This window comes from Microcystis ichthyoblabe FBCC-A1114, from assembly GCF_050500245.1.
In the GTDB taxonomy this organism is placed as follows: Bacteria; Cyanobacteriota; Cyanobacteriia; order Cyanobacteriales; family Microcystaceae; genus Microcystis; species Microcystis ichthyoblabe_A.
This window is the reverse complement of the sequence record NZ_CP191408.1, coordinates 1,514,309-1,539,281: the sequence shown is the minus strand read 5'-3', so window position 1 is coordinate 1,539,281 and position 24,973 is coordinate 1,514,309. Positions and strand designations below refer to the sequence as shown.

General features: G+C 44.2%; 19 protein-coding genes, 1 tRNA gene and 1 pseudogene. 4 read left to right on the top strand and 17 right to left on the bottom strand.

Going from position 1 to position 24,973, the window contains the following annotated elements; all coding sequences use genetic code 11:
• Positions 1–145: 145 nt before the first annotated feature.
• Positions 146–2,005 carry an iron uptake porin gene (locus tag ACQY1Y_RS07560; RefSeq protein ID WP_016517154.1) on the bottom strand — a complete coding sequence of 620 codons (1,860 nt, stop codon included), beginning with the start codon at positions 2,003–2,005 and terminating at the stop codon, positions 146–148.
• A gap of 387 nt (positions 2,006–2,392) precedes the next feature.
• Here ACQY1Y_RS07560 and ACQY1Y_RS07555 point away from each other — a divergent pair, with 387 nt between their 5' ends.
• Positions 2,393–2,779, top strand: a complete 387-nt coding sequence (locus ACQY1Y_RS07555) for a hypothetical protein (RefSeq protein WP_016517153.1) — start codon at positions 2,393–2,395, stop codon at positions 2,777–2,779.
• A gap of 272 nt (positions 2,780–3,051) precedes the next feature.
• Here ACQY1Y_RS07555 and ACQY1Y_RS07550 read toward each other — a convergent pair whose 3' ends face one another.
• Positions 3,052–4,428 (bottom strand): cobyrinate a,c-diamide synthase, encoded by a 1,377-nt coding sequence (locus ACQY1Y_RS07550; protein WP_016517152.1) that lies wholly within the window; start codon positions 4,426–4,428, stop codon positions 3,052–3,054.
• 91 nt (positions 4,429–4,519) lie between these two features.
• Here ACQY1Y_RS07550 and ACQY1Y_RS07545 point away from each other — a divergent pair.
• Both ACQY1Y_RS07545 and pckA read left to right on the top strand, forming a co-directional pair.
• Positions 4,520–5,708 (top strand): annotated as a pseudogene (locus tag ACQY1Y_RS07545) (RNA-guided endonuclease InsQ/TnpB family protein).
• A gap of 796 nt (positions 5,709–6,504) precedes the next feature.
• Complete coding sequence (pckA, locus tag ACQY1Y_RS07540; RefSeq protein WP_430014290.1) at positions 6,505–8,184, top strand: phosphoenolpyruvate carboxykinase (ATP); 1,680 nt, start codon at positions 6,505–6,507, stop codon at positions 8,182–8,184.
• Between the two features lie 103 nt (positions 8,185–8,287).
• Here pckA and ACQY1Y_RS07535 read toward each other — a convergent pair whose 3' ends face one another.
• The 8 genes from ACQY1Y_RS07535 to ACQY1Y_RS07500 all read right to left on the bottom strand — a co-directional run bounded on the left by ACQY1Y_RS07535 (position 8,288) and on the right by ACQY1Y_RS07500 (position 16,471).
• Positions 8,288–9,505: an NAD(P)/FAD-dependent oxidoreductase gene (locus ACQY1Y_RS07535; protein ID WP_002731705.1), complete on the bottom strand. Its 1,218-nt coding sequence runs from the start codon at positions 9,503–9,505 to the stop codon at positions 8,288–8,290.
• A 324-nt stretch (positions 9,506–9,829) separates the two neighbouring features.
• Complete coding sequence (urtE, locus tag ACQY1Y_RS07530; protein ID WP_002732163.1) at positions 9,830–10,528, bottom strand: urea ABC transporter ATP-binding subunit UrtE; 699 nt, start codon at positions 10,526–10,528, stop codon at positions 9,830–9,832.
• A 38-nt stretch (positions 10,529–10,566) separates the two neighbouring features.
• Positions 10,567–11,313 carry an urea ABC transporter ATP-binding protein UrtD gene (gene urtD, locus ACQY1Y_RS07525; protein ID WP_002732385.1) on the bottom strand — a complete coding sequence of 249 codons (747 nt, stop codon included), beginning with the start codon at positions 11,311–11,313 and terminating at the stop codon, positions 10,567–10,569.
• A gap of 170 nt (positions 11,314–11,483) precedes the next feature.
• Positions 11,484–12,638 (bottom strand): urea ABC transporter permease subunit UrtC, encoded by a 1,155-nt coding sequence (gene urtC, locus ACQY1Y_RS07520; protein ID WP_409880297.1) that lies wholly within the window; start codon positions 12,636–12,638, stop codon positions 11,484–11,486.
• Between the two features lie 3 nt (positions 12,639–12,641).
• The gene (locus ACQY1Y_RS07515; RefSeq protein WP_002731945.1) at positions 12,642–13,838 is read right to left on the bottom strand and encodes an ABC transporter permease subunit; all 1,197 of its coding nucleotides are present in this window, start codon (positions 13,836–13,838) and stop codon (positions 12,642–12,644) included.
• Positions 13,839–13,932: 94 nt separating this feature from the next.
• The gene (gene urtA, locus ACQY1Y_RS07510) at positions 13,933–15,246 is read right to left on the bottom strand and encodes an urea ABC transporter substrate-binding protein (protein ID WP_430014289.1); all 1,314 of its coding nucleotides are present in this window, start codon (positions 15,244–15,246) and stop codon (positions 13,933–13,935) included.
• A 530-nt stretch (positions 15,247–15,776) separates the two neighbouring features.
• On the bottom strand, positions 15,777–16,052 hold the full coding sequence (locus ACQY1Y_RS07505; protein ID WP_002732425.1) for a TMEM165/GDT1 family protein: 276 nt from the start codon (positions 16,050–16,052) through the stop codon (positions 15,777–15,779).
• Positions 16,053–16,138: 86 nt separating this feature from the next.
• Positions 16,139–16,471 (bottom strand): TMEM165/GDT1 family protein, encoded by a 333-nt coding sequence (locus ACQY1Y_RS07500; RefSeq protein ID WP_002741725.1) that lies wholly within the window; start codon positions 16,469–16,471, stop codon positions 16,139–16,141.
• 213 nt (positions 16,472–16,684) lie between these two features.
• Between ACQY1Y_RS07500 and ACQY1Y_RS07495 the strand changes: the two genes are divergently transcribed.
• The gene (locus ACQY1Y_RS07495) at positions 16,685–17,290 is read left to right on the top strand and encodes a vWA domain-containing protein (RefSeq protein ID WP_002800734.1); all 606 of its coding nucleotides are present in this window, start codon (positions 16,685–16,687) and stop codon (positions 17,288–17,290) included.
• 49 nt (positions 17,291–17,339) lie between these two features.
• On the opposite strand, the gene glgA is transcribed toward ACQY1Y_RS07495, so the two are convergent.
• The 7 genes from glgA to rpsR all read right to left on the bottom strand — a co-directional run bounded on the left by glgA (position 17,340) and on the right by rpsR (position 24,965).
• Positions 17,340–18,767, bottom strand: a complete 1,428-nt coding sequence (glgA, locus tag ACQY1Y_RS07490; RefSeq protein ID WP_002741723.1) for a glycogen synthase GlgA — start codon at positions 18,765–18,767, stop codon at positions 17,340–17,342.
• A gap of 449 nt (positions 18,768–19,216) precedes the next feature.
• Complete coding sequence (locus tag ACQY1Y_RS07485) at positions 19,217–19,831, bottom strand: hypothetical protein (RefSeq protein WP_430014288.1); 615 nt, start codon at positions 19,829–19,831, stop codon at positions 19,217–19,219.
• Positions 19,832–20,212: 381 nt separating this feature from the next.
• Positions 20,213–20,830, bottom strand: coding sequence for a flavin prenyltransferase UbiX (locus ACQY1Y_RS07480; protein WP_430014287.1), 618 nt, complete (start codon positions 20,828–20,830; stop codon positions 20,213–20,215).
• Positions 20,814–21,557, bottom strand: coding sequence for a HEAT repeat domain-containing protein (locus ACQY1Y_RS07475; RefSeq protein WP_430014286.1), 744 nt, complete (start codon positions 21,555–21,557; stop codon positions 20,814–20,816). Before ACQY1Y_RS07475 ends, ACQY1Y_RS07480 begins: the two co-directional genes overlap by 17 nt.
• Before the next feature lie 440 nt (positions 21,558–21,997).
• Positions 21,998–22,070: transfer RNA gene (locus ACQY1Y_RS07470), tRNA-Phe, on the bottom strand.
• 76 nt (positions 22,071–22,146) lie between these two features.
• Positions 22,147–24,375, bottom strand: a complete 2,229-nt coding sequence (locus ACQY1Y_RS07465) for a sensor histidine kinase (protein ID WP_016515025.1) — start codon at positions 24,373–24,375, stop codon at positions 22,147–22,149.
• Positions 24,376–24,749: 374 nt separating this feature from the next.
• Positions 24,750–24,965 (bottom strand): 30S ribosomal protein S18, encoded by a 216-nt coding sequence (gene rpsR, locus ACQY1Y_RS07460; protein WP_002732313.1) that lies wholly within the window; start codon positions 24,963–24,965, stop codon positions 24,750–24,752.
• Positions 24,966–24,973: the final 8 nt, after the last annotated feature.

Sequence of the window (24,973 nt, the reverse complement as noted above, 5' to 3'; positions counted from 1 at the left end):
CTTTGTTTTCCTAGACAAAAATAATTACTTTTTCAAAAAAACACTTTTCTATTTTTTTGTTGGGTATTTTATTCTCTGGAAGTCCCTTATTTGCCTAAAACAAAACCCCACCATGGGTGGGGTTTCGGGTTTAATTTAGGAAATCCTAGAAGGTAAAGGTTCCGCGAAGGGTGCCAATCCACTCGTTACCAGTGCCTTTGAACTGTTCAGGTGCAGAAATCCAGATGACACCAGGGGTGATAGAAATATTGTCGGTGACTTGGTACTTGTAGAACAATTCAACGTGGTAGGGAACAATGTTAGATACTTTCAGACCCATTTCCCGGAAGCTTAAGTGACCAATGTAGGGCTGCGCACCAGCAAACAGACCTAAGATATTTCCTTCTTTACCTAAGTCGGGGAAGGCAATACCAGCACCGTAGGTCCACACTTCCGCATCACCGAGACCGAGTAAGCGCACGGTGGAGTAGGAACCGAAGGCACTCAAGCTGGCGAAACCAATATCTACCGCACCGGTTAAACCGTAGCTATTGGATACTTTGGCTCCGAAGTTGAAGAAACCGACTTCATCCTGTAGGGTTACGTCTCCAGGAGGGTTGCCGTTGACGTTGAGCAGGGTATTTAACTGAGTTTGGGAAAGGTTAGCGGCGGAACTTCCCGTCACACCGAAGGAACCACCGTTACCGAAGATGGCGGTATCGGCACCTTGGTAGGCATTAACGTAGGTGAAGCCGACGTTGAGGAAGTTAAAGAGGTTAGCGTTAATCTGTGCTAAAGCGGCGTAATCTCCGTTAAAGAGACCATTACCCGGGTTAGGATTGGCCGCAGAACTAGAGCCACCACCACCGGCTAAGTAACCCAAGGATAGGGAGGTCGGACCGACAATGCTTTGGAGGAAGCCTAACTGTAGGCTAACACCAGCCCCAGAACCACCACCGATACGATAGATGGGGTTTTCAGAAGCGAAGGTAGATAGCGCACCATTACCACCGTCGAAGTCTTCAAAGAAGGGATTAGTGGTGGGAACGAAGTCATTCCAAATACCGCCCCAAGCGGCAACATAGGTATTGAAGCGACCAAAATAACCTAAGTCAATCGGGGTGTAGTAGGCCAACCAGTCAAGAACCACATCGCTACCGTTACCCGCAGCGGTCCAAGTTTGGAATAGGGAAGGGCTTTGCAGATTATCGAATCTGACGGAAGCGGGATCACCATTTTGTAGTGTGGTGGTCGATTTGTAATCAAATCCGAAGGGAGTGGCACTACCCGCCGCTAAACGAGTTTTCAGTACGTCCTGACCGGTGAAGCTCGTGTTTAAAACTAAACGAGCGCGGTATTGCATGGCGGCCTGGGATGCGGGGCTACCAGCACCAACCGTATCGGTGACAGCGAAGATGACTTCCCCAGCTAATTTGGTGGTGGTGGAGAATTGATTATTTTCTAGGAAAGACACCCGGCTTTCTAAGTTATCAACTCTAGCTCCCAAGGCTGCTAATTCAGCTTGGAACTCGTCCATCAAGCGCTTGAGAGCGTCTAAGTCTTCCTTGAGGACGTTGACACCATCTTGAATTAAACGTTCCATCACGTTTAAGCAAGCGTTTAAACCAGCCGCAAACTCCCAACGGGTTAAAGCTCGGTCACCCCGGAAGGTGCGATCGGGATAACCAACAATACAACCATAGCGCTCCACAAGGCTTCTTAGGGCTTCATAGGCCCAGGCGGTGGGGGAAACATCCCGCAGTTGGTTAACGCTGGTGACTTGATCGATGGTATTGCCTTCCACGGGTACGGACTGTCCTTCGTTACCGTACTGTTCGATCTGATTGAGTAGTTCGCCAGTTCCTGCACCGGTGTTCTGAACTTGAGCGATTTCTAGATTGTTAAATTCGGTAGAAACACTGGTAGATTTGACGGGATCGAAGCTACTAGCATTAGCGGAAGCTACTAGGGTAGCCCCTAAAATCGCTGGGCTAACCAGCAATGATTTCCAGAACATTCTTAACATGATGGTTTTTTCCTCACACCTTATAGGTTGACTACACAGTTTGATCACGCATATAGCCTTACTATTCTTCTGCCATTATACACGATTTGATTGCTTAGGGAAAGATGCGATCTCATTTTTTCCCTTGACCGGTTGACAAAGTGGCCACCCTGTTGATCCTAACGGTACTTAAACAAAAACTAAAGTAGGTTAAAATCCTTACAGAGAGAAGACTTAAGCTCAAATAACAGCCTCATTTAGACGAGTCGGGCAAGGTTCTGTAATTTTGATAACGACGACTGAACTGAGTTGTCGTCAGGTTAATTGATGATTTCTGTAGTGGCACTCTTAATATGGAGTGATGTCTAATGGGCAAAACTTAACGCCGATAAAAACAGAGACAAAACCATGAAAAAAAGAAAGATAGCCAATACACTGCGTAAAGCCTTGCTAGAAGATGGCAAGATGGAACGCGCTCTTTATGAATACGAATTAGAAGAACACCTAGACTACTGGTACAAAGGCCTCAAGTCCGACCGGGATCAGTTTGTCTTTGCCATCACGGAAAACTCCGGTCACGTGGCAATGGTATTGATTACGCCAGATAAAACTATCTACGTCAATGAGGAGGCGCGAGAGAAACTCTCCGAATTCTGGACAAAAGCTTATAGAAATAATATAAATCGATTAATTCCCATGATGGCGGACAATTTGGCCAATGATATTATCTCGGTGACAGGCGTTAAAACGGTGTCCCCCAACCAGAAGCGGCGCTGGGTTAGTTTGCGCCCGTAGAGTTAAAGTGAAGAGATGACGAGAAACCCTGAAAAACTATCCGCCCTCACCAATTGCTCGGTAAGGGCGGTGTAGCGGGTCATCGGAATCGACACCAGACTGCCGGAAGGAACTCCAGCTAGTCTAAATCTTGTTTAGACGTGGGGGTCTAGAGAACAGCCCCGGCGCACAGCCGGCTATTGTCGATTAGGAGACCCATGCTTTTACTACTTTCTACCATCGACATCACCTCCTGTATCCCTGAACGGATTGATTATCAAATTTATCTGTAATCAGCTTAACGCAGCTGTTCGGAAAAAATCAAGGCCGGCAGCTAAAAATTTTTTCGGCAGGCCCAGATTAGCCCCAAAATGTAGGTGGAGATAGGAAGCGTGCAGATTCTTACCTTGCCACCCTTCGCCATTGATGTCACTTTTGGGGAATGCTTGCAGTTGATAAATCGGTGCGTCGCTCACCCCGCTTAATTGGGAGCGATGGAATTCATGCCCGCGCACTGGTTGACCTGCTTTGAGCAGGATCGTCTCCTGTTGGGCGATGGCTTGTCGATAACCTAGGGTTAACTTCGGAGACATTATAGCAGATTGTGGGATTATTTGCAACATAAAATGATTTTTTTGCTCAAAATCAACTATTTTGTCACATAAATACATTAATCCGCCACATTCGGCGTAGGTGGGCATTCCAGATGTGATCGCTTTTCTCACCTGAGTTAAGACGGGGGTGTTAGCGGCTAATTCCGGGGCAAAGATTTCGGGAAAACCGCCACCAAAGTACAATCCTTGCAGGTTTTCGGGCAAATTTGCTCCTTGCAGGGGACTCCAAAAGATTAATTCCGCGCCTAAATTGGCTAAAATATCGAGATTATCGGGGTAATAAAAGTTAAAAGCCTTATCTCTGGCAATACCGATACGGATAGGGGGAAAAAGCTTATTTACTCCTGGGGGATTTTTCGGGTTCTCTTGGGGAGAAATAGTCAGTAAAGGCAAGAGAATGTCCCAATTAAAGCAGTTTTGGGCAATAGAGGCCAGTTGATCTTGCAGTTCCCTGATTTCTCCTAGTTCATCCCTAGGAACTAATCCTAGATGGCGATCGGGAATTGTCAGGGAATCTTGACGACGCAAAACCCCGACAATCGGCATATTGATAGATTCTAGGGCGGTTTGCAGTAATTGCAGGTGGCGATCGCTGCCAACCCGATTGAGGATAACTCCGGCTAGATGAAGATTTTTGTCTAAAGATTGATAACCGCGGACAATAGCGGCGACAGAGGTAGATAAACGACTACAATCGATAACTAACAGCAGAGGAAGCCCTAAAATACGGGCAATATGGGCGGTACTGGCATAATCGGGAAATTGAGTATCGCTTAATTGAATACCATCAAATAGCCCCATTACCCCTTCAATCAGAGCATAATCGACATTTTGACAATGTTGGGCAAAACAGGTTTTTACATAGTCTTCAGAAGTTAAAACCGGATCGAGATTGCGACAGGGGCGACCGGTAAAATGAGTATGGAACATGGGATCGATATAATCGGGCCCGACTTTAAAAGATTGCACTCGATCGCCACGACTGATTAAATAGGCCAAGATTGCCAGAGTAATCGTCGTTTTACCGACTCCGCTTCTTTCTCCTGCGATGATCATCGAAAATTTTGGGTCTGAAACCCCGTCGTTCTACGACGGCTTTACCGTCAAATATTAGCACATTTACACGATATATGCTAAAATGTGAGACATGGAAAAAGCCTATTCTTACCGATTTTACCCCACACCAAAACAAGAGTCGCTATTGCGGCGCACATTGGGCTGTGTAAGATTAGTTTACAACAAAGCTCTCCACGAACGAACACAAGCTTGGTACGAAAAGCAAGAAAGAGTAGGCTACGCTCAAACTTCTTCAATGCTAACCGATTGGAAAAAGCAAGAAGAATTAGACTTTCTCAATGAAGTAAGCTGTGTACCTTTACAACAAGGGTTAAGACATTTACAAACAGCTTTCACTAATTTCTTTGCTGGTCGTACTAAGTATCCTAACTTTAAGAAAAAACATCAAGGAGGAAGTGCCGAATTTACTAAGTCTGCTTTTAAATTTAAAGACAAACAAATCTATTTAGCCAAATGCACAGAACCTTTACCTGTTCGATGGTCAAGACAAATCCCAGAAAGCTGTGAGCCAAGCACAGTAACAGTCAGATTACATCCATCAGGACGTTGGCATATTTCAATTAGATTTGATGACCCAACGATTAAGCCATTACCAGTAACAGATAAAGCCATTGGAATTGACTTAGGAATTAGTAGCCTCGTGATTACCAGCGATGGTGACAAAGTATCTAATCCTAAGCATTTTAAAAAGCATTATCGGAGACTGCGAAAAGCGCAAAAAAATCTTTCTCGAAAACAGAAAGGCTCAAAAAATCGGGAAAAAGCAAGAATAAAAGTAGCCAAGATTCACGCTCAAATCACCGATAGTAGAAAAGACCATCTACATAAGCTAACCACTCAATTAGTTCGTGAAAACCAAACGATTGTGGTTGAGAATTTAGCCGTCAAGAATATGGTCAAAAACCCGAAATTATCTCAGGCAATATCTGATGTAAGCTGGGGAGAAATCACCCGACAATTAGCCTATAAATGCCGTTGGTATGGGAGAAATTACATCGAAATAGATAGATGGTTTCCTAGTTCTAAAAGGTGTAGTAATTGCGGGTATATTGCCCTTGAAAATGCCGTTAAATGTTCGAGAATGGGACTGTCCAGACTGTGGGACTCACCATGACCGAGATATTAACGCCAGTAAAAATATTTTGGCCGCAGGGCTTGCGGTGTCAGTCTGTAGAGCGACCTGATGACCAGAACAGAGTAAATCTGTTAAGGCAGGTGCGAAAAATCCTTCGGGAAAGAAGCAGAAACCTAAATCGTGAGGTTTGGGAATCACCGTCCGTTTACGGCGGTGAGGATGTCAATATTAGTTGTTTTTTTTCGAGATCGAGCTAGACTTAATTAACCTGTTAAGTAGTTGGACAAAAGTAAAGTTAACTGTGGGGTAAGGAGTCGGTCGTCAGGAGTCGGTCGTCAGTAAGAATTGCGGCAATTTACATTTCTTAAGATAGACAACAGAATTTATGTCCGACTACTTACACAATCAATTCTAGAGCTTGCCAACGGCTAATAGGGTCAATTTTGGCCGCTAACTGGTTCCTGTGTCAATCGACTTTTTTTATTAGCGGCGAAATCGATTTGACCACGTTTAGGATCATTGTCATCATCTCTAGACAACCAGCTATTGTTCTGACGTTCCCCAAAACCAGAGACTTCCTACCTGACAATTAAGATAACTTCTAGATTAGCTGACCAATTTTGTGTAGCTGTTAACTTTTGTAAAAAAAACATCGTCTGCATCCCATTGTACAGCTAGACTAAAAATAGCTAGAAAAAGCAGTTAGATCGGCAAGAGAGAAAAGGTACAAACCCTGACTGGGAGATGAAGGGTAAATACGCAAATAAGCCTCAATTCCGCTCTAAAGTTGGCTTTACCGACAGCGAGAGACCAGATTAATCAGGGAAATATCGTCAGATAAACTAATCAATATAGCTTCTTAGGTGTCTGGGAGTGAAAAAGACAGAGAACGAGGGTTTTCTAGTTCCTATAACTGCACTAATCAGAGACCTAGAATTTACCTCTAAACCGACAACTAAATTATCAGGAGAATTTGGGTTATGCCGACTCTACACACGCTGACCAATGATAGTATCTCTTGTTCCTTGTCCGATCGCATGGAGAATGTCAATTTCCACTGCGAATTAGAAAATCAAATTCATCCCACCTACGGCCTCGAAAACCTAGGCATGAAAAATCTCGGTCGCGTTTATCGCAATCTTTCCGTACCGCAATTAGTCGAACAGGCGATCGAACATCATGAGGGCGTTTTAGCCGATAATGGGGCTTTAGTGGTGGAAACAGGTAAATATACCGGTCGTTCCCCCAAAGATAAATTCATTGTCAAAGAAACCACCAGCGAAAAGGAAATCGACTGGAATCAGCATAACGCCCCGATTAGCGAGGAAAAATTCCAGCAGTTATACCGAAAAGTCCTCGCCTATGTACAGGGAAAAGACCTATATATCTTCGATGGTTACGTCGGGTCCGATCCTAATTGTCGCTTTGGCGTGCGCGTTGTCACCGAAATCGCCTACCATAACCTCTTTGCCCATCAGTTATTCCTCCGGCCCAGTGCGATCGAACTAGCCGCCCATGAAACTGATTTTACCGTGATTGCCCTGCCGGGGTTACAGGGAGATCCCGAAGATGACGACCTGAACAGCGAAGCCTTTATCGTCCTCAACCTGGCAAAAAAAATCGTTCTCATCGGTGGCACTCGCTACGCTGGCGAAATCAAAAAATCCGTCTTCTCGATGATGAACTACCTGATGACCAAACAAGGGGTTTTACCGATGCACGGTGCCGCTAACATGGATAAACACGGTCATACGGCCCTCTTTTTCGGTCTCTCCGGTACGGGTAAAACCACCCTTTCCGCCGATCCTAAACGCAGCCTCATCGGTGATGATGAACACGGTTGGTCAGAAGACGGCATTTTTAACTTTGAAGGCGGTTGTTATGCTAAAACCATCCGTTTAAGTGCCGAATACGAACCCCAAATCTGGGCGGCGATTCAATTTGGCACTATTCTCGAAAACGTGATCCTTTCCCCCGATAATCGCCTTCCCGACTATGATGATGGACGTTTGACCGAAAACACCCGCGCCGCCTATCCCCTGCGTTATATCCCTAATTGTGCCGTATCTGGCATGGGAACCCACCCGAAAACGATTATCTTCTTAACTGCCGATGCTTTTGGGGTACTGCCACCAATCGCCAAATTAACCACGAACCAAGCGATGTATCATTTCCTCTCCGGCTATACTAGCAAATTAGCGGGAACGGAACGGGGAATCACCGCCCCACAGGTGACTTTTTCCAGTTGTTTCGGTCAATGTTTCTTCCCTCTCTCACCCCTGGTCTATGCCCAAATGTTAGGGCAACGTTTAGAACAACACCCCGAAACCTCGGTTTATCTGATTAATACCGGTTGGTCTGGCGGTCCCTACGGAGTCGGCGATCGCATTTCGATCAAACACACCCGCGCTATGGTTTCCGCCGCTTTAAATGGCGATTTAGAGGAAGTCGTTTTCCATCCTCATCCCATCTTTCAAGTTCTCGTCCCCGAAATTGTCCCCGGAGTTCCCAAAAAAATCCTCGACCCGCGACAAGCATGGCAAGATGGCGAATCCTACGACCTACAGGCGCGAGAATTAGCCCATCGTTTCGTGGAAAATTTCCGTCAATTTACCACTGCCTCCCAAGAAATCATTGCAGCCGGTCCAATTTGGGAATAACAGCATCAAGGAATCGGTTATCAACTATCAGTTAAAATGAGATTTTCTCGCAGTTTAATTGCCGTCGGGTGTATTGGGGCAGCCTAATACACCAGCAATACTGCTATCTATTACCCATAGCTTGTCCGGCGAGATAACCAGTGGTCCAAGCGCTTTGAAAATTAAATCCCCCCGTAACTGCATCGATATCTAGTACCTCCCCGGCAAAATATAACCCCGGACAGATTTTACTTTCCATAGTTTTAAAATCCACTTCCTGAAGATTCACTCCCCCAGCGGTGACAAATTCCTCCTTAAACACCCCTTTTCCTTTGATTTGATATTCCCCTTGCTGTAATTCAATCATTAATCGATTGAGAGTATTTTTAGATAATTCTGCCCAGGGAGTTTCCGAGTTAACAGTCAAGTAACTTAATAAACTCTGCCAAAGACGCTTAGGTAACTGTTCAAAGGGACAATAATTAAAAAGTTTTCTTTTGGGATATTCACTTTTAGTTTGTAAGATAATTTCTCGCAATTTTTCAGGATGATAATCCCCTAACCAATTAATTATTAAAGGCATTCGGTAATGCTGCTCGTGAAGCACCCGCGCTCCCCAAGCAGAAAGTTTTAAAATAGCCGGTCCACTAACTCCCCAATGGGTAATTAATAAGGGTCCGATTTGTTCTAATTTACTTCCCCCAAGACGAACTCGCACTTTATCCACAGCAACCCCTAACAAATCTTTCAGACGAGCATCGGCAATTTGAAAGGTAAATAAAGAAGGGACAGGAGAGACTAAAGAATGACCTAAATCTTGAGCGGTGCGATAACCAAAAGGACTACTTCCCGTAGCAATTAAAAGCTTATCTGCCCTAATTTGCTCATCTCTTTTTAATTCAATCAAAAAACTTTCTTCCTGTTTTTTTACCGATTTAACTGGGGAATTTAGCCTTAAATTAACCCCAGCAAAAGTCGCACTTTCCCGCAGACAATTAACAATAGTTTCAGAATTATCGGTGCTGGGAAACATTCGCCCATCCGCTTCTGTTTTGAGTTTTACCCCCCGCAATTCAAACCATTTAATAGTATCTTGGGGTTGAAAACGACTAAAAGCTCCCCGTAGTGCTTTGCCACCGCGAGGATAATAATTAACCAATTGGGAAACATCAAAACAATGATGGGTGACATTACAGCGTCCCCCTCCCGAAATCCGCACTTTCGCCAGAGGTTCTTTTGCCGCTTCTAGGATAGTAACGCCAGCTTTGGGGTTAGATTCTGCCGCTTTAATTGCGCCAAAAAATCCCGCTGCCCCGCCACCAATTACGACTATTTGAGTCATATAAGTAAGTGGTTATAATTAAATTGAAGATAGATTTTGTCTTTGATCCCCCCTTAATCCCCCCTTGATAAGGCTATCCATTAGTCGGATCTTTCTTAACAATTTTTGCAGTAAGCACTCCAACCCTTATCCTGACTTGATTTCAGTTTTTTCTTTGTCAGTAAGGGTGTCAACAAGGAATATTACAAATTGTTAACCGAGTCTTGAAAGCCTTGTGCTACAAAGGTTTGAAATGTTAAGAAAGATGTGACTAAAGGACAGCTTGATAAGGGGGGTGTCTGATAATTTTTAACGCCCACCTACTTATCAAGGAAAAAGTTAAGTTTAAACCGCCAAAAATCGCTGAATGACTTCTTGACTTAATTCGCTCGTGAAACCGGAAGCAACAATTCCCCCTTTCTGCATGGCGTAATATCGATCAGCTTGGCGGACAAAATGCAGGTGTTGTTCTACTAATAAAACGGCGATTCCTTTACTGGCAACAATACGCCGCACCGCTGCTTCAATTTCGAGAATAATTGACGGTTGAATTCCTTCCGTGGGTTCATCTAAAATTAATAATTTTGGTTCCCCCACTAAAGCGCGAGCGATGGCTAATTGCTGTTGTTGTCCACCGCTTAAATCTCCTCCCATCCGCGATAACATGGTTTTTAAAACGGGAAACAAATCGAAGATTTCTTCGGGAATTGTGGCATTTTTTCTTTTTGTGGGTAAAGCTTCCAAACCGAGAATTAAATTCTCTTTTACCGTTAAACGGGGAATAATATCCCTACCCTGCGGCACATAACCCAGTCCTAATCTGGCTCTTTGATCTGAGGTTTTATTAATCAGGTTTTCTTGCTCATAATTAATTGTTCCCGCTCGCGGTTTTAAGATACCCATCAAGGTTTTTAATAGGGTAGTTTTACCCACGCCATTACGTCCAATTAAACAGACCATTTCTCCCGCATTAATGTTAAGGTCAACATCTCTTAAAATATGACTTTCTCCGTAGTAAACATTGAGATCAGATATGTGTAACATTGTCAACCCTTTTTAACTAATTTTAATCCTTTGACTTTTTATTCTTCCGAGGAACCTAGATAAACTTCAATAACTTTCGGATCATTTTGAATTTGCTCCATATTCCCCTCACAGAGAACAGTTCCTTGGTGTAAAACCGTGACTTTGCGGGCAATTTGACGGACGAATTCCATATCGTGTTCAATGACAATAATCGAATGACTTTCCGCTAGATTTAATAACAAATTACCCACGTTTTCCGTTTCCTCATCGGTTAATCCTGCTACGGGTTCATCTACTAGCAGTAAATCTGGTGACTGGGCCACTAATTGGCCAATTTCTAAGCGTTGTTTTTCGCCGTGGGAAAGTAAAGAAGCGGATAAATCAGCTTTAGCAGTTAACCCGATAGTTTCCAATAAACCAATAACTTTTCTGCTATCTTCTAGCGGAGGACGACCGAAAAGAGTTGAGAAAACATTTTTATTGCGATTACTAACTAAATCGAGATTTTCTCGGACAGTTAGATTTAAATATACCCTAGGAGTTTGGAATTTGCGACCAATACCTAAACGAGCGATCGCATATTCAGGAATTTTGCGGAGATCTCGACCTTTAAATAATACCCGTCCGATGGTGGGTTGCACTTTCCCCGTAATTACATCTAAAAAAGTGGTTTTTCCCGCACCATTGGGACCGATAATCACCCGCAATTCTCCCGTATCCATACTGAAATTAAGATTATTGAGAGCTTTAAAACCCCCAAAACTAACGGTAAGATTCTCGATTTCTAAGATTTTTCCAGTCATAATTTCTAAGAGGGAATTGGTAATTATGAATTATGAATTATGAATTGGGGAGTGGGGAGCAGGGTGTAGGGTGTGGGGTGTGGGAAGAATAAATAAAAATAATCTCCTGACTCCTGATGACCCACTCCTGACGACCCACTCCTGACTCGGAGAATACTAACAGAATAAGGTCACTTATGCTCTAATTCTTCTTTTTCCAGTTGCACTTCCGGAGCTTCCTCAATACTAGGATAGGTAATTAAAGTTTTGCGGAAACCAAAATGAGTCAGCAAACGTTTAATCCCACCGAGAAGACCATCGGGAAGCACTGTCACCACAATTAGGAATAGGGCCCCTTGGAAAAATACCCAGACTTCCGGAAATTGTTCGCTTAAAAAAGTTTGGGCCAGGCGTACTAATAAAGTACCGATAACTGCCCCCACAAGGGTAGCACGTCCCCCCACAGCCACCCAAATCACCATTTCAATGGAAAAAGCCACATCCATAGAGTTAGGAGTGATAATTCCCGTTTGCACCGTATAAAGAGCGCCGGCAACACCAGCAATCGCCCCAGAAATGGCAAAAACTAACACCTTAAACCAAGTAGGATCATAACCGGAAAAACGGACACGCACCTCATCATCGCGAATGGCGACTAACAAGCGCCCAAATCTGCCGGTAGTTAACCAACGACAGAGGAGATAAATAGCCAGTAAACAGACAATTGTGAGTAAATAAAAGGCCACTTGAACGGCATCGGAACCCACCAGTAACCCGAAAATTGTTTGGGTATCGGTTTTTAAGCCATTAGTGCCGTTAATTAACTTTTGTTGACCGTTAAAAAAGTTAAAAAATACCAGTAAAGCCGCTTGGGTCAAAATCGAGAAATAAACCCCTTTAATGCGGTTGCGGAAGATTAAATAACCCAATAATCCTGCCACGATCGCTGGTACGATAATTAGGGCTAGAATTGTCAAAGGTAGGGAATAAAAAGGTTGCCAAATAAAAGGTAATTCTGTCACCCCGTAGAGAGTAAAAAATTCGGGCATTTGTCCGGGGGGTAACTGAAGATTTAGGTACATGGCAAGAGCGTAACCACCGAGGGCAAAAAAGATGCCATGACCAAGACTTAATAAACCCGTATAACCCCAGATTAAATCTATCCCCAAAGCGACAATAGCGAGGGAAAGAAATCGCCCCAATAAACGCAAACGGAAAGCCGACAAAGCTAAGGGCAGTAACACCGCAAAGATGACCACCAATCCAACAATAACAGCGATTTCCGTGATTAACTTTTTCTTTTCCCGTTGTCGGGATTCGTTTCTAGTGATGGTTTCGGTAATCATAATCTATAACTCGGCAGTACGTCCTTTAGGAGGAAAAATTCCCGCAGGTTTGAATTGCAAGAAAGCAATAATTAAAGCAAAAATCATCACTTTTGCCATGCTAGTGGTGGAGAAAAAGGTGAAGAAATCCGTTAGGGGTTTTAGGGCTTCTACAGAACCAAAAATCAGAGCAAAAGTTCCCGAACCAATTAAATAATTAGCCACACCGATCGCCATAGCCGCGATAATAGTTCCCAGGAGATTACCCACTCCCCCCACCACCACTACCATGAAGGTATCAACGATATAATTTTGTCCCACGTTTGGACCGACGGAACCCAAAAAACTAATCGCACAACCGGCAACTCCAGCTAATCCCGAACCGAGGGCAAAAGTCAAAGCATCCACTTGATTTGTCGGAATGCCTAAACAGGCACTCATCTGGCGATTTTGGGTGACGGCACGAATGCGTAAACCCCAAGAAGATTTATTTAAAAACCAATAAGTCCCTAACAAACAAAGGGCAGTTAAAATGATAATAAATAGACGGGTGTAGGGCATTTGAAAACCGGGTAAAGGTAAACCTCCCCGTAACCAAGCAGGAGCCGTGACATCGACGTTTCTGGCACTAAACCAGGGTCGAGCGAGAACCGGATTAAAAGATAAAAGATAGCCTAATAATCCAGCGATAGCTAGGGATAAAGGCAGGGTGATACCAATAGCTAAATTGCGAATTCTCTCCCAATCTAGGCGACGACTTAACACCGTCATCGCCCCAAAAAATAACAGACAGAAAACTATTAAACTAATTACTAATAACCCGTTGACACTTCTGACAAATTGCTGCAGAATTAAGCTGACTCCCCAAGTGGCCAGCAGCGTTTCTAGGGGTCTGCCATAGAGGAACCTAATCACCCCCCTTTCTAATAATAATCCCGCCAATCCCGACACTAAAAAAGCGATCGGTAGGGCGAATAAAACATAAGTATCAAAGAGAGAAATACGGAAAGCTTGAAAGACATTTAAAATATAAATATCTTCAAAACCTTTAAAGATATTCTGCACCACAAAAGTAGTATAAGCCCCTAACATCATTAACTCACCGTGAGCGAGATTAATTACCCCCATCAGTCCGAAAACAATCGCTAGTCCTAAAGCGGCCAGCAATAGCACAGAACCGATGCTAATACCATTAAACAATCCTTCCAATAATGCTGACACTTTTCGTTATTCCCCTGCATCTTTAAGCTTTAAAAAGTGGGGTGAGCAGTAATGCCCACCTCACTCTCGTTACTGTCTGGAAAAATTCCTAAAACTAGGATTTTTCCATTTTGAATTTACCGCCCTTGGCCGGATCCGTCCAGTCACAGGCAAAGCCCTTAGTTTCGGGGACAAATTGGTTCCAAGGTTGCGGATCCACTACCCCCGGAGTTGACCAAACGATGTCAAATAGACCATCATCTCTCACCTGACCAATGCGGACGGTTTTGGAGATATGATGATTGGGGAACATTTCCACCGGTCCTTCGGGAGCATCGAATTTTTGTCCTACGGCGGCGGCGCGAACTTTGTCGAGATCATCGGCGGTTGCCGCTTGTTCCACCGCTTGCTTCCAGAGATAGACCATAATATAGGCCGCTTCCATGGGGTCGTTAGTGACGCGATCCTCACCATATTTAGCTCGAAAAGCCGCAACAAATTTCTTGTTAGCGGGGGTATCTACGGTTTGGAAATAGTTCCAACAAGCGTATTGACCGAGGAGATATTCCTTACCGATTTGTTTAACTTCTTCCTCGGCAACACTCACCGACATGACCGGATATTTATCGGGAGTTAAACCGGCCGCTTGCAGTTGTTTAAAGAAAGCCACGTTACTGTCACCGTTGAGGGTGTTGAAAATAACGCCGCCATCGGGTAAAGCTTGCTTAATTTTGGTGATAATCGGGGTAACTTCCGTGTTACCTAGGGGTAGGTAGTCTTCGCCCACGGTTTCGCCGCCTTTCGCCTTTAACTGCTCTTTAATGATCGTGTTGGCAGTGCGGGGAAAAACGTAGTCGGAACCGACGAGGAAGAATTTTTTCCCTTTATTTTCCAGCAACCAAGTCACTGCCGGCTCGATCTGTTGGTTAGGTGCAGCCCCAGTGTAGAAGATATTTCTAGAACACTCTTGACCCTCGTACTGGACAGGATACCAGAGCATATGGTTTTTGGCTTCAAACACGGGCAAAACCGCCTTACGACTGGCGGAAGTCCAACAACCGAAAACAGTCGCAACTTTGTCCTGATCGATCAGTTTGGTGGCTTTTTCGGCAAAAGTTGGCCAATCGGAAGCGCCATCTTCCACCACTGCCTCGATCTTTTTACCAAGAACACCACCGGCGGCATTGATTTCCTCGATCGCCAGTTTTTCCGCATCAACTACGCTGGTTTCACTGATGGCCATGGTGCCACTGAGGGAGTGCAGAATACCCACCTTAATCGTCTCTCCAGAAGCCGGGGCGGGACTAGCAGCTGGGCTAGGACTAGCCGTGGGGGTTTGGTTTTGTCCACCACAAGCTTTTAACAGAATACTGGTTCCCAAAGTGGCAGAACCGTACAGGAGAAATTTACGTCGTCCTAAATTTGACATGATGATCTTGAACTAACCTCGCTGACAATATTAGCTACTTCACACGGACGTTTTTGCTGAGGAGATTTTCGGGAATCTTTCTACAAATATCTGTGTGATATTACGGCTAGGTTAGCAGATTTTTTGTGATTTTCGCTACTTTTTGGATATTTTTTGTAAGTTTAGCTACTTTTTTCCAAAAAATTAATTATTTTTCTGGAATTTGCCTCAGTTTTTTAGCTATCAGGAGTCGGTCGCCGGTCGTCGGTTGGGGAAGTCATAAGACCTCTTGTAAAAATCAAAAATTGTTGTTAGGGTTAGGAGCCAGTAGCCAGTAGTCAGTAGTCAGGAGAATTAAGAATGAATAATAATCAATTAAATGATCTATTTACAGATTTTATGCGATTTAATCCTTATTTTTGACGTTTTTGAACCCTCAAAAATTAATTAGGCCAGAGGTTTATAATAACAGAATGGCCTCGCGTGCCTGGAAAAAGTGCCAAAACCGTTTTCTAGTAAGGCTTCCAGTAATATTCAGCCCAACCCAATTATCAATCCGAATCTGGCCAAAGCAGCCGGACAGCAAGCAGAGCAAAACCAATGGCCGCTATCGCTTTTAATATCTTAGCGGGGAATAACTGCGCCATACTGCCCCCCGCCAGGACTCCTAAGAAACTGGTGCAGATTAAGGCGGTAATTGAGCCAAAAAAGACAGCTTTGGGTGATTTGGAACTGCCACCGAGAGCGATCGCTACTAATTGACTTTTATCGCCTATTTCTGCCAAAAAAACCGTGATAAATGTCAGTCCGAATAATTGCCAATTCATAAATTCTAGGGAGATGGGAAGCTTTTTTCAGTGAACAGTGAACAGTGAACAGTAAACAGTAAACAGTCACACTGATCACTGATTGCTTAGAGAATATCGCCGATGAGTAAACCAGTGATCAAAAGGAGAAGAATAGCGACACCGATATCTAAGGTTTTGGGGGAAAGACGACGCGCAATCCAATAACCGATCAGGACACCGAGGAGACTGGTAGCGATTAAAGCGCTGGCTGCCCCGGCAAAAACCACCCAGGGGGATTGGGATTCGGCGCTGATCAAAAGGGTGGCTAATTGAGTTTTATCGCCGATTTCAGCAAAAAATATGGTTAGGAAGGTGGAACTAAACACCGTCCAAAAACTCCAAGAAGGTGGATGATCTGGCTTTTTCTCGGTTGAGGCGATCGATTTACTATCACTCATCGGCTAATTTAACAGTATCAGGTTAAGAAATAATTTTCATACTTTTTTCATTTTAGCCCGACTGGTTTTCTGGCGATAGTTTCTGCTGTTGATTACGCTGTCTCCTTCCCCCAATAGTTAAAAAACCCTAGTCGATCGAGGTAGAGTTTCCATCCTAGAGTTTAATAATTATTAGACTAGGACGAGCGCAAATTGCTTGGAGGTATAGCCCCTATGGTAGAAAACAGAGATTATACTCTGATTATTGACAAAAGTGGCAGTATGTCCACTGCTGATAAACCCAGCGAGAAAACCCGTTGGCAAATTGCCCAAGAATCCACCCTCGCCTTGGCTAGAAAGTGCGAGGAATTCGATCCCGACGGCATCACTATCTATCTTTTTTCCGGACGTTTCCGACGCTATGATAATGTTACTTCCGATAAGGTGACACAAATTTATCAAGAAAATGAACCCATGGGGAGGACAGACCTAGCAGCTGTTCTCCAAGATGCCCTCAATAATTATTTTCAGCGCAAAACTGCCGGCAAAACTAAACCCAACGGAGAAACTATTCTGGTGATTACCGACGGAGAACCAGATGATCGCAAAGCGGTGATGCGTCAAATTATCGAAGCTTCTCGAAAACTCGATAGGGATGAAGAATTAGCCATTTCTCTGATTCAAGTAGGCCATGATCGACAAGCAACAGAATTTCTCAAAGCTTTAGACGATCAACTAGAATCGGCGGGGGCCAAATTCGATATTGTTGACACAATTACTATCGATGATATGGAAGATATGACCCTAGCGGAAGTTCTTCTCAACGCCATTACCGATTAATTTCTACCGGAGTAGGGGTGATATATCTTCACCCCTAATCAAGGAGGATTTAACTGCTAGTCAGGGCGACAAATTTATCTTTTTCTTCATCGGATAATTGATCGGATTGTCCGGTGATTTGTTTGTAGATTTTGAGATATTCCAAAGCGGATTTATACCAACTAAAATCTTGAGTCATTGCCCGTTGCTGTAGTTTTTGCCAATCCTGTTTATAACGGAAACTTTCCCAAGTCCGGATCATACAGGTAAACAGGTCTAAAGGTTCATAGCGATCGAAACTAAATCCTGTTCCTCTTTCCTGAATTGGGTCGTGGAAAGATACCGTATCGACTAAACCACCGGTGCGGCGTACCATGGGAATACAACCGTAACGCATGGCCATTAATTGGGAGATGCCGCAGGGTTCAAAACGGGAAGGCATTAACAAAGCATCGGCCCCCCCATAGATGCGACGGGAAAGGGCATCACTATAGAGAAGATGCAGGGACATTCGCCCCCGGAAACGGGAAGTCATCTCCCATAGTTGGGTTTCATAATAGCGATCGCCTGTACCTAAAATAATCAATTGAGCATCAGTATAGGTGAGAAAGCGATCTAAAATTTGCATCACTAGATCAATACCTTTTTGTTCTACCAAACGCGTCACCATCCCCATGACAAAGGCATTTCTGCTGACCTGTAGCCCCACTTCTTCTTGCAGGGCAATTTTATTAGCCAGACGTTTTTCGATGGTTTCTGGGGTAAAATTCTGCTTAAGATAAACATCTTTAGCCGGGTTATACACCTCCGTATCGATGCCGTTGACAATCCCCACCAGATTGCCGGAAATATAGGACAATAATCCCTCTAAATTTTCGCCATAAATGGGGGTCTGTATTTGACGGGCATAGGTGGGAGAGACAGTCGTGACGCGATTGGCAAATTGAACCGCCGCGGCCATGGTATTATCGCCCTGCATATACCAAGGACACCAAGTCATTTTTTCTAATGCTTCGCGCCAAGGACCCTGGTAGGCGAGATTATGGATCGTAAAAACGGTACTAATATCGGGGTCTTGGTGCATCCAGACGGGAATCATGCCCGTATGCCAATCATGACAGTGAATAACTTGTGGTTTCCAGTAATTCCAGGCGAATTCCGCCGCACCATTGGCAAAAAGGGTAAATCGCCAGGCCTCATCTTCGCCTCCGTAGATACTGCGTCCAGAGAAAGCTAGATGACCAAAGAGGTAGAGAGGAATATCTGTATCGGGTAAAACCGTTTCATAGACTGAAAAATCCTGAAACATGGCGAATCCTGACCAAATGGGTTCGGAAGGGATGTCCATTTTTTCCTGAAGAAAACCGTAGTAAGGTAGAAAAATCCGCACATCATGACCTAGCTGACGCAAGACTTTCGGTAATGCCCCAATTACGTCCCCCATTCCCCCAACTTTGGCAATTGGAGCGGCCTCGGCACCCACAAATAGAATTCGCATACTCTTCCCGCTTCACTTGACGACGACAAGAAATTTTAACAGATAAACCCCCCCTAGCAGGATTTACCAGCAGGTATTATCGGATTAGCCGAGATTTTTCTTTAACTAACCAGAGAGCCAACGAGGGACATAATCAGGGTTTGCGGCAAAAAGTTTTTCGGTGGGGGCAGGGTGTGGGGTGTGGGGTGTAGGGTGTAGGGTTTTAGCGATTTTCATCTGGTCAATTACCTAATTTTCAGGGAAAAAGTACCTGAATTTTCCACCCGATCACTCCCAGAGCTGGTACTTTTTGGTTTCCAAAAAGTCTAAAAGTCTTACCCAACAAGGTTTTTAGATTTATTGAGCAAGCCCCAATTAGCTGTTTTGGGCATTATTAAGTTTTTTAGGCTTTTTTTACCGTCTTTTTAGCAAATTTTAGCTGATCAGCACCGGTTCTGTCTCTGTCAAAGTTAAATCCACTCCTCTTCATCCCCTTTGTTTACCTCCCGATCTTCGTTTTGATCTTGGGCGGGGGGCGTAATAATCCGATAATTGACATCGTACACTTGATCGGCTTTTTCCCCGCGAGTCTGTTTGGCTGTGCGGTAACTATAGGAATAAATTGAGCCGGTTTGAGAACTGTCACTAGGAGGCTTGACAAAATTTGCTTTTTCCTCATCTGCAAGCCTAGACGAAAATTCTTCCCGATCCTGAATGGTCGTCGGTTTTTCGGGGGGTGTATCAAAATTCCAATCATCACCGCTATCTCTTTCCCAATCGTTACCCCGTGCAGACGGAGCAGTATATTGAATATAGGTAGGTCGGGGAGATGGCGGTGGTACTGTAGGATTATTCGCTATACGAGGGGAGGCTTTTGGGGCAGCCAAAGGACGACCAAAACTATAGAGAAATTGCAGGGTTAAACCACTGATAATTCCCGCTAGGGTGAAAAGTAACACCCAGACTGCTAGGGGCAGTTTTACCGTCATAATACCGCCAAAAAAGACCAAAGTGATCACCCCCAGATTCTGCCAGATCAGTAATCCGCCTACAGCGATCGCAAATAAGACCATAATCCAGCCCATTTTTACCTCCCTTAATTCAGTGATCAGTGATCAGTAAACAGTGATCAGTAAACAGTAAACAGGTATAAAGATAAAGATAACTAACTAACTAGGGTTTGCTGAATAAGTACGGGCGAAGCATTCGGATAGAAAATCTACGTCTTCACCGATAGGTTATTGCCCGAATGCTTCGCCCCTACAGGACGCGGGCCGATGAAGACGCAAGGTTTTGAACGACGATTCTCTCAAAATCTTGCACCTGTGGGAGCGAGAAAAGCCCCAAAACCCTTACTTTGCCTACATTTCAAATTTATTCAGCAAACCCTAACTAATTAACTTAAAACTTACATCTGATAACTTACATCTGATAACTTACATCTGATAACTGATAACTGATAACTGTCAATGTCCTTGCCAGCGATTAATTGTCACACAATCGATATCTAACTGATCGAGAGTACGAGCGATGACAAAATCGACCAAATCCTCGATCGATTGGGGATGATGATACCATGCCGGTATTGCTGGCACGATTCTAACGCCCGCCTCGGCCAAAGTAGTTAAATTACGCAGATGAATTAAACTAAAAGGAGTTTCTCGCGGCACTAAAACCAATTTTCTGCCCTCCTTAATCTGCACATCGGCCGCTCTTTCTAGCAAATCGGAACTTAATCCCCCCGCTAATTTGGCCACTGTACTCATGCTACAGGGAATAATTACCATACCAAGGGTGCGATAGGAACCACTGGCGATCGTTGCCCCCACATCACCCCAACGATGACAGCGTAATTTTCCCCCCTCCATCACCCCGCCTTGACTGCGCCAAAATTGTTCTTGCAGCTCCGGTTCTGGCGGCATCCGAATATTATCTTCTGCTTGCCAGACGGTGTAAGCTGATCTGGAGGCCACTAGATCGATCGTGTAGTCGGCTAAAAGTAGATATTTGAGGGTACGCACGGCATAAATCAGCCCTGATGCCCCTGTAACGCCCAAAATTAGCGGTTTAGATAATTCCTTCAAGCTCTAATTCCTCGATCAATTGTAATCCTCTTGGGTCGCCCACCTTTAATAAAGCACCCCTAGCATCTTCCTTGACACCTAAATCCTCGTCTTCCACCAAGGCCTCGATCAAAGCATCGATCGCCGTGGCATAAATCACATTGAAGGGCAATTCTCGGCATAATTGACCGATCGACCAAGCGCAATTACTCCGCACCGCTGCGATTAAATCCCGGCGCAATCCTTCAATTAAAGGCGGCAAGACGGTGATGATATCTTCATAATTGACCTTGGCAATCTGGGCCAAACTACTGGCGGCCCATAATCGCACCGCCGAAATATCAGTTTTGAGAGCATGAACCAAAGGATCGATCGCTCTGCGATCACCACAGTTACCCAGGGCCCAAACTACCCCTTTTCTGACGTAACCATTCCAATCCCTGGCCAGTAAATCGATTAAGGGAGCCACAGAGCTAAGACTGGGATTTCGTCCCAAAGCGTAGGCGACACTGACACGCACCAGGGGACAGACATCGTTTAACATCTCTAGTAAGGGGGCGATCGCTCTTTCGTCACGCAATTCACAAAAGGCGCGAGCGGCGATCATTCTCTCGCTAACATGAGCAGAAGTAAGCAATGAAAGCATTTCCTCGGGATCGGGGAGGATTTCCGCTGCTTGATCCGGATCGCTCCCATCGAGAGGATTATTTAAGGAGTTGCTAGAGTCTAGGATTTCATTGTCGTACATACTTGTTAGATTATCTTAATCCGTGACCGCTCACGTCAAGCCCAAAATCAAAAAGTAAGTAGTCGTGCAAAATTAATTTCCTAGTGAAGATAGGCAAGAGGCAACAGGCAACAGGCAAAAGAAAGAATCTGGCAATTCTCCCACCTAAAAACAAGGTCAGAAACTAAGTACATCAAAGCTTTTAGCTTACCAAATTAGGTTACACTTCATCTTGACGAGAAAGGCTGCAGGCTCTCTTATTCTTTGTGTGATAAGTTTAACTGATATAGTAGCGATCAATCTTTGTGTCCTTTGTGTCTGGAGTGGTTCGTTCCAGTCGTTCGCCCGCAATACTGTATCTTAGAATACATTTTACCCACCAAACCTAAGAGAGTCAGCTGCATTTACAAAACCTAGCAGATTAGAAAGTAAATACAGGGCAAATTTTGGTGTTTTTTCGATGCCAAGACGCGGATTTGAACCGCGGACACGAGGATTTTCAGTCCTCTGCTCTACCAACTGAGCTATCTCGGCTTTTTTTAGTCCTTTATCAATATAGCACGCCCTCGAAATAATTGCAAGGTTTTTTTCTAAAAAGTTTTCTGCTTGACTAGATTGGCAAGGTGAGGGTAAAAGTGGTGACAGCATTGGCACTGGTGACATCGATGGTGGCATTCAGGGGTTTAATCAGTTTGTGGACTAAAGCTAAACCTAAACCGGTGCCACTGTAGCGCCAGGGATCGTGGTGAGGAATGCGATAAAAAGGAGCAAATATTCTTGATAATTCCTCTGGAGGGATTTCTACTCCTGAATTGCTCACATTAATTAATATTTGCTCGTCTGCACGCCAGACATTTACCCTAATTATCCCTTGTTCTGGGGTATATTTAGAAGCATTGGTCAGTAATTCCGCTATGATGCGTTCGATATCACAAAGATTGCTGTTAATCTCCGGTATATCCCCATCTATATCTAAAATTAACTGCTGTTGTCGCTCGCGGGTGAGAGTGCGAAAAGGTTCCACTAATAAGGGTAGCCAAGAAAGTAAGTCGATTGTTTCGATCGCCGGAGGTTCGCTTTCCGCATCCAGATAGGTTAAAGTTAACAGATCATTAACTAACTTACTCTGACGCTGACATTCAATGTTAAGAATTTGCAACAGTTGACCGATCGAATCCTCTGGATCGATCTTGATCCCTTGATATTCTAGGAGACTTTCTAGGGTTTCCACCGCTAGACGGATGCTGGTGATCGGGGTTCGCAGTTCATGGGAAAGGGTTTTCAGGAATTCGCTTTTTAATCTTTCCAGTTTTTCTAATTCCCTCACTTGTGCTTGGGAAGATTCGTAAAGTCGCGCCTGGCGAATAGCGATCGCACATTCGGTGGCAATATGTTGAATCAAATTAGTTTCTAAGGAGTTAAAAATCTGATTAGCTGGCCGAATTAGCCAAATATTGCCCAAAAAACCCTGATCGTCAAAGATAGGACAAGCGCAACGGTTAACACGACAGATTTGCGGATTGCCAAGGGGAAGACGATCAACAAATTGTAAAATTTGTTTGTGCAGCAGCGGTTGATAGATTTCAGGAAAATCGCTAATTTGACGGCTAATTCCCTGACAGATAAGCTCTTGAGTGGTATATTCGTGGACAATAGTAGCTTGGCTGCGACTGGGATTGTAAAGCTCAATTTGGGCCCGTTCTGCGGGTAAAACCTGCACTAATTCCCTAGTGGTGGTTTGCAGAATATGATTTTCATCGAGACTATCGCGAATTTTTTCGGTAATCCGTCCGATTAATGCTTCATACTTCAAAGTCATCTGCAATTCGGCGGTTCTTTGCTGAACCTCCGATTCTAAGGCAGTATTCAAGCATTTTACCCGTTGGTGCAGTTCCGCTTGTTGAATGGCAATTCCCACTTGAATGGCTAATTGTTTAAGGAGATCGATTTCTTGGGATTGCCAAGAGCGAGTTTTTTGGCAATTTTGGGCAATTAGTAACCCCCAGAGTTGGTTATCGCAGATAATTGGCACCACCAAGTTAGCCTGTACTTGCAAAGAGGTGAGTAAGTTGCGATAACAGGGATCAAGTCCCGAATTATGGACATTTTCAATAACTTGAATTCTCCCACGACGATAATTTTCCAGACGTTCTGGGGATAAATTAAAACAGGGATCCTCGATGCTGTTTCCTAAGACGGAATTAATCCTCGCAGTATGGGATTCCACCACAATCATGCCACTATGATCGGGGAATAAACGATAAATTAACACTCGATCGCAGTTGAGGAATTGTCGCACCTCTTTAACGGTTCTTTGCAAAATGCGATCAAGATCCAACGATTGCCGGATTCTTTCCTGCATTACCCCCAATAGTTGTTCCCGTTCTGCTTGTAATCTTAAAGCTTCTTCGGCCTGTTTACGTTCGGTGATATTGGTACTGGTTCCCACTAAACGATAGATGCGCGCATTGTTATCCCGTAGGGGTGTTAAAGTCGTTAGCCACCAGTAGGGTATATTTTGAAAAGGTAAATACTGTTCGTAGGAAATAGTCGTTCCGTAACGCACACAATCACTATAGTGTTGCCGCACACTACGCGCATCATCGGGGGGAAGGATTTGTTCGGGAGTTTTGCCTTTAATCTCTGATGAACGCAATCCTGTCCAGCGTTCATGAACGGGGTTTGCTCCCACATAGCGAAAATCTCTATTTTCCAGCACGTCCACCACAAAAATCGACGCTTGCACGGAATTAAATATACTACGCAGAAACTGCTCGGAATACTCCTCTTTTAGCTGTTTATCTAGCTCGATCTCGGTTTCTGATGGCTGCTTTTCCATAAGAGCCTCCCATTGTGCTAATTGGTGGATTTGGATCGATAATCACAAAATCGTCGGCTACTCCTAGAGCGATTTAATTATTTCTTTAGATTCTCGCACGAATTTTCCTATCCGCTGCCGATTTCGATATATTTCTTTGCAAAAACGAGAAAGCAACCCCAATATACTGAGATCGCTTATCAGTTATCAGTTACCAGTTATCAGTGATCAGGTTTAAGTTTTAAGTTAAGTAGCTAGATACAATTAATTACACATATCCAATTACTTCTTCCATGAGTGCCTATCCTCACCAAGAAGTTAATTTTGTCCTATTACTTATATGTGTTATTTTCAGCGATCACTGTTCACTGATTACTGATTACTGATCACTGAATTTAGGCTTCTTGGTTGACAAAAGGCAATAAAGCCATTAAACGGGCCCGTTTCACCGCTTCCGTTAAATCTCGCTGTTGTTTAGAAGTTAAACCGGTGATGCGTCTAGGTAGGAGTTTGCCGCGTTCGGTGATGAATTTGCGGAGGAGTTCGGTGTCTTTGTAGTCAATCGGTTGACTGGGAGAGATGGGGGAGAGACGTTTACGATAGTAGCTCATAGATTTGT

What these genes read in the sequence shown, in the direction of transcription:
- ACQY1Y_RS07560 (WP_016517154.1), bottom strand. Translation starts at nt 2,005, where the DNA reads ATGTTAAGAATGTTCTGGAAATCATTGCTGGTTAGCCCAGCGATTTTA.
- ACQY1Y_RS07555 (WP_016517153.1), top strand. Translation starts at nt 2,393, where the DNA reads ATGAAAAAAAGAAAGATAGCCAATACACTGCGTAAAGCCTTGCTAGAA.
- ACQY1Y_RS07550 (WP_016517152.1), bottom strand. Translation starts at nt 4,428, where the DNA reads ATGATCATCGCAGGAGAAAGAAGCGGAGTCGGTAAAACGACGATTACT.
- pckA (WP_430014290.1), top strand. Translation starts at nt 6,505, where the DNA reads ATGCCGACTCTACACACGCTGACCAATGATAGTATCTCTTGTTCCTTG.
- ACQY1Y_RS07535 (WP_002731705.1), bottom strand. Translation starts at nt 9,505, where the DNA reads ATGACTCAAATAGTCGTAATTGGTGGCGGGGCAGCGGGATTTTTTGGC.
- urtE (WP_002732163.1), bottom strand. Translation starts at nt 10,528, where the DNA reads ATGTTACACATATCTGATCTCAATGTTTACTACGGAGAAAGTCATATT.
- urtD (WP_002732385.1), bottom strand. Translation starts at nt 11,313, where the DNA reads ATGACTGGAAAAATCTTAGAAATCGAGAATCTTACCGTTAGTTTTGGG.
- urtC (WP_409880297.1), bottom strand. Translation starts at nt 12,638, where the DNA reads ATGATTACCGAAACCATCACTAGAAACGAATCCCGACAACGGGAAAAG.
- urtA (WP_430014289.1), bottom strand. Translation starts at nt 15,246, where the DNA reads ATGTCAAATTTAGGACGACGTAAATTTCTCCTGTACGGTTCTGCCACT.
- ACQY1Y_RS07505 (WP_002732425.1), bottom strand. Translation starts at nt 16,052, where the DNA reads ATGAATTGGCAATTATTCGGACTGACATTTATCACGGTTTTTTTGGCA.
- ACQY1Y_RS07500 (WP_002741725.1), bottom strand. Translation starts at nt 16,471, where the DNA reads ATGAGTGATAGTAAATCGATCGCCTCAACCGAGAAAAAGCCAGATCAT.
- ACQY1Y_RS07495 (WP_002800734.1), top strand. Translation starts at nt 16,685, where the DNA reads ATGGTAGAAAACAGAGATTATACTCTGATTATTGACAAAAGTGGCAGT.
- glgA (WP_002741723.1), bottom strand. Translation starts at nt 18,767, where the DNA reads ATGCGAATTCTATTTGTGGGTGCCGAGGCCGCTCCAATTGCCAAAGTT.
- ACQY1Y_RS07485 (WP_430014288.1), bottom strand. Translation starts at nt 19,831, where the DNA reads ATGGGCTGGATTATGGTCTTATTTGCGATCGCTGTAGGCGGATTACTG.
- ACQY1Y_RS07475 (WP_430014286.1), bottom strand. Translation starts at nt 21,557, where the DNA reads ATGTACGACAATGAAATCCTAGACTCTAGCAACTCCTTAAATAATCCT.
- ACQY1Y_RS07465 (WP_016515025.1), bottom strand. Translation starts at nt 24,375, where the DNA reads ATGGAAAAGCAGCCATCAGAAACCGAGATCGAGCTAGATAAACAGCTA.
- rpsR (WP_002732313.1), bottom strand. Translation starts at nt 24,965, where the DNA reads ATGAGCTACTATCGTAAACGTCTCTCCCCCATCTCTCCCAGTCAACCG.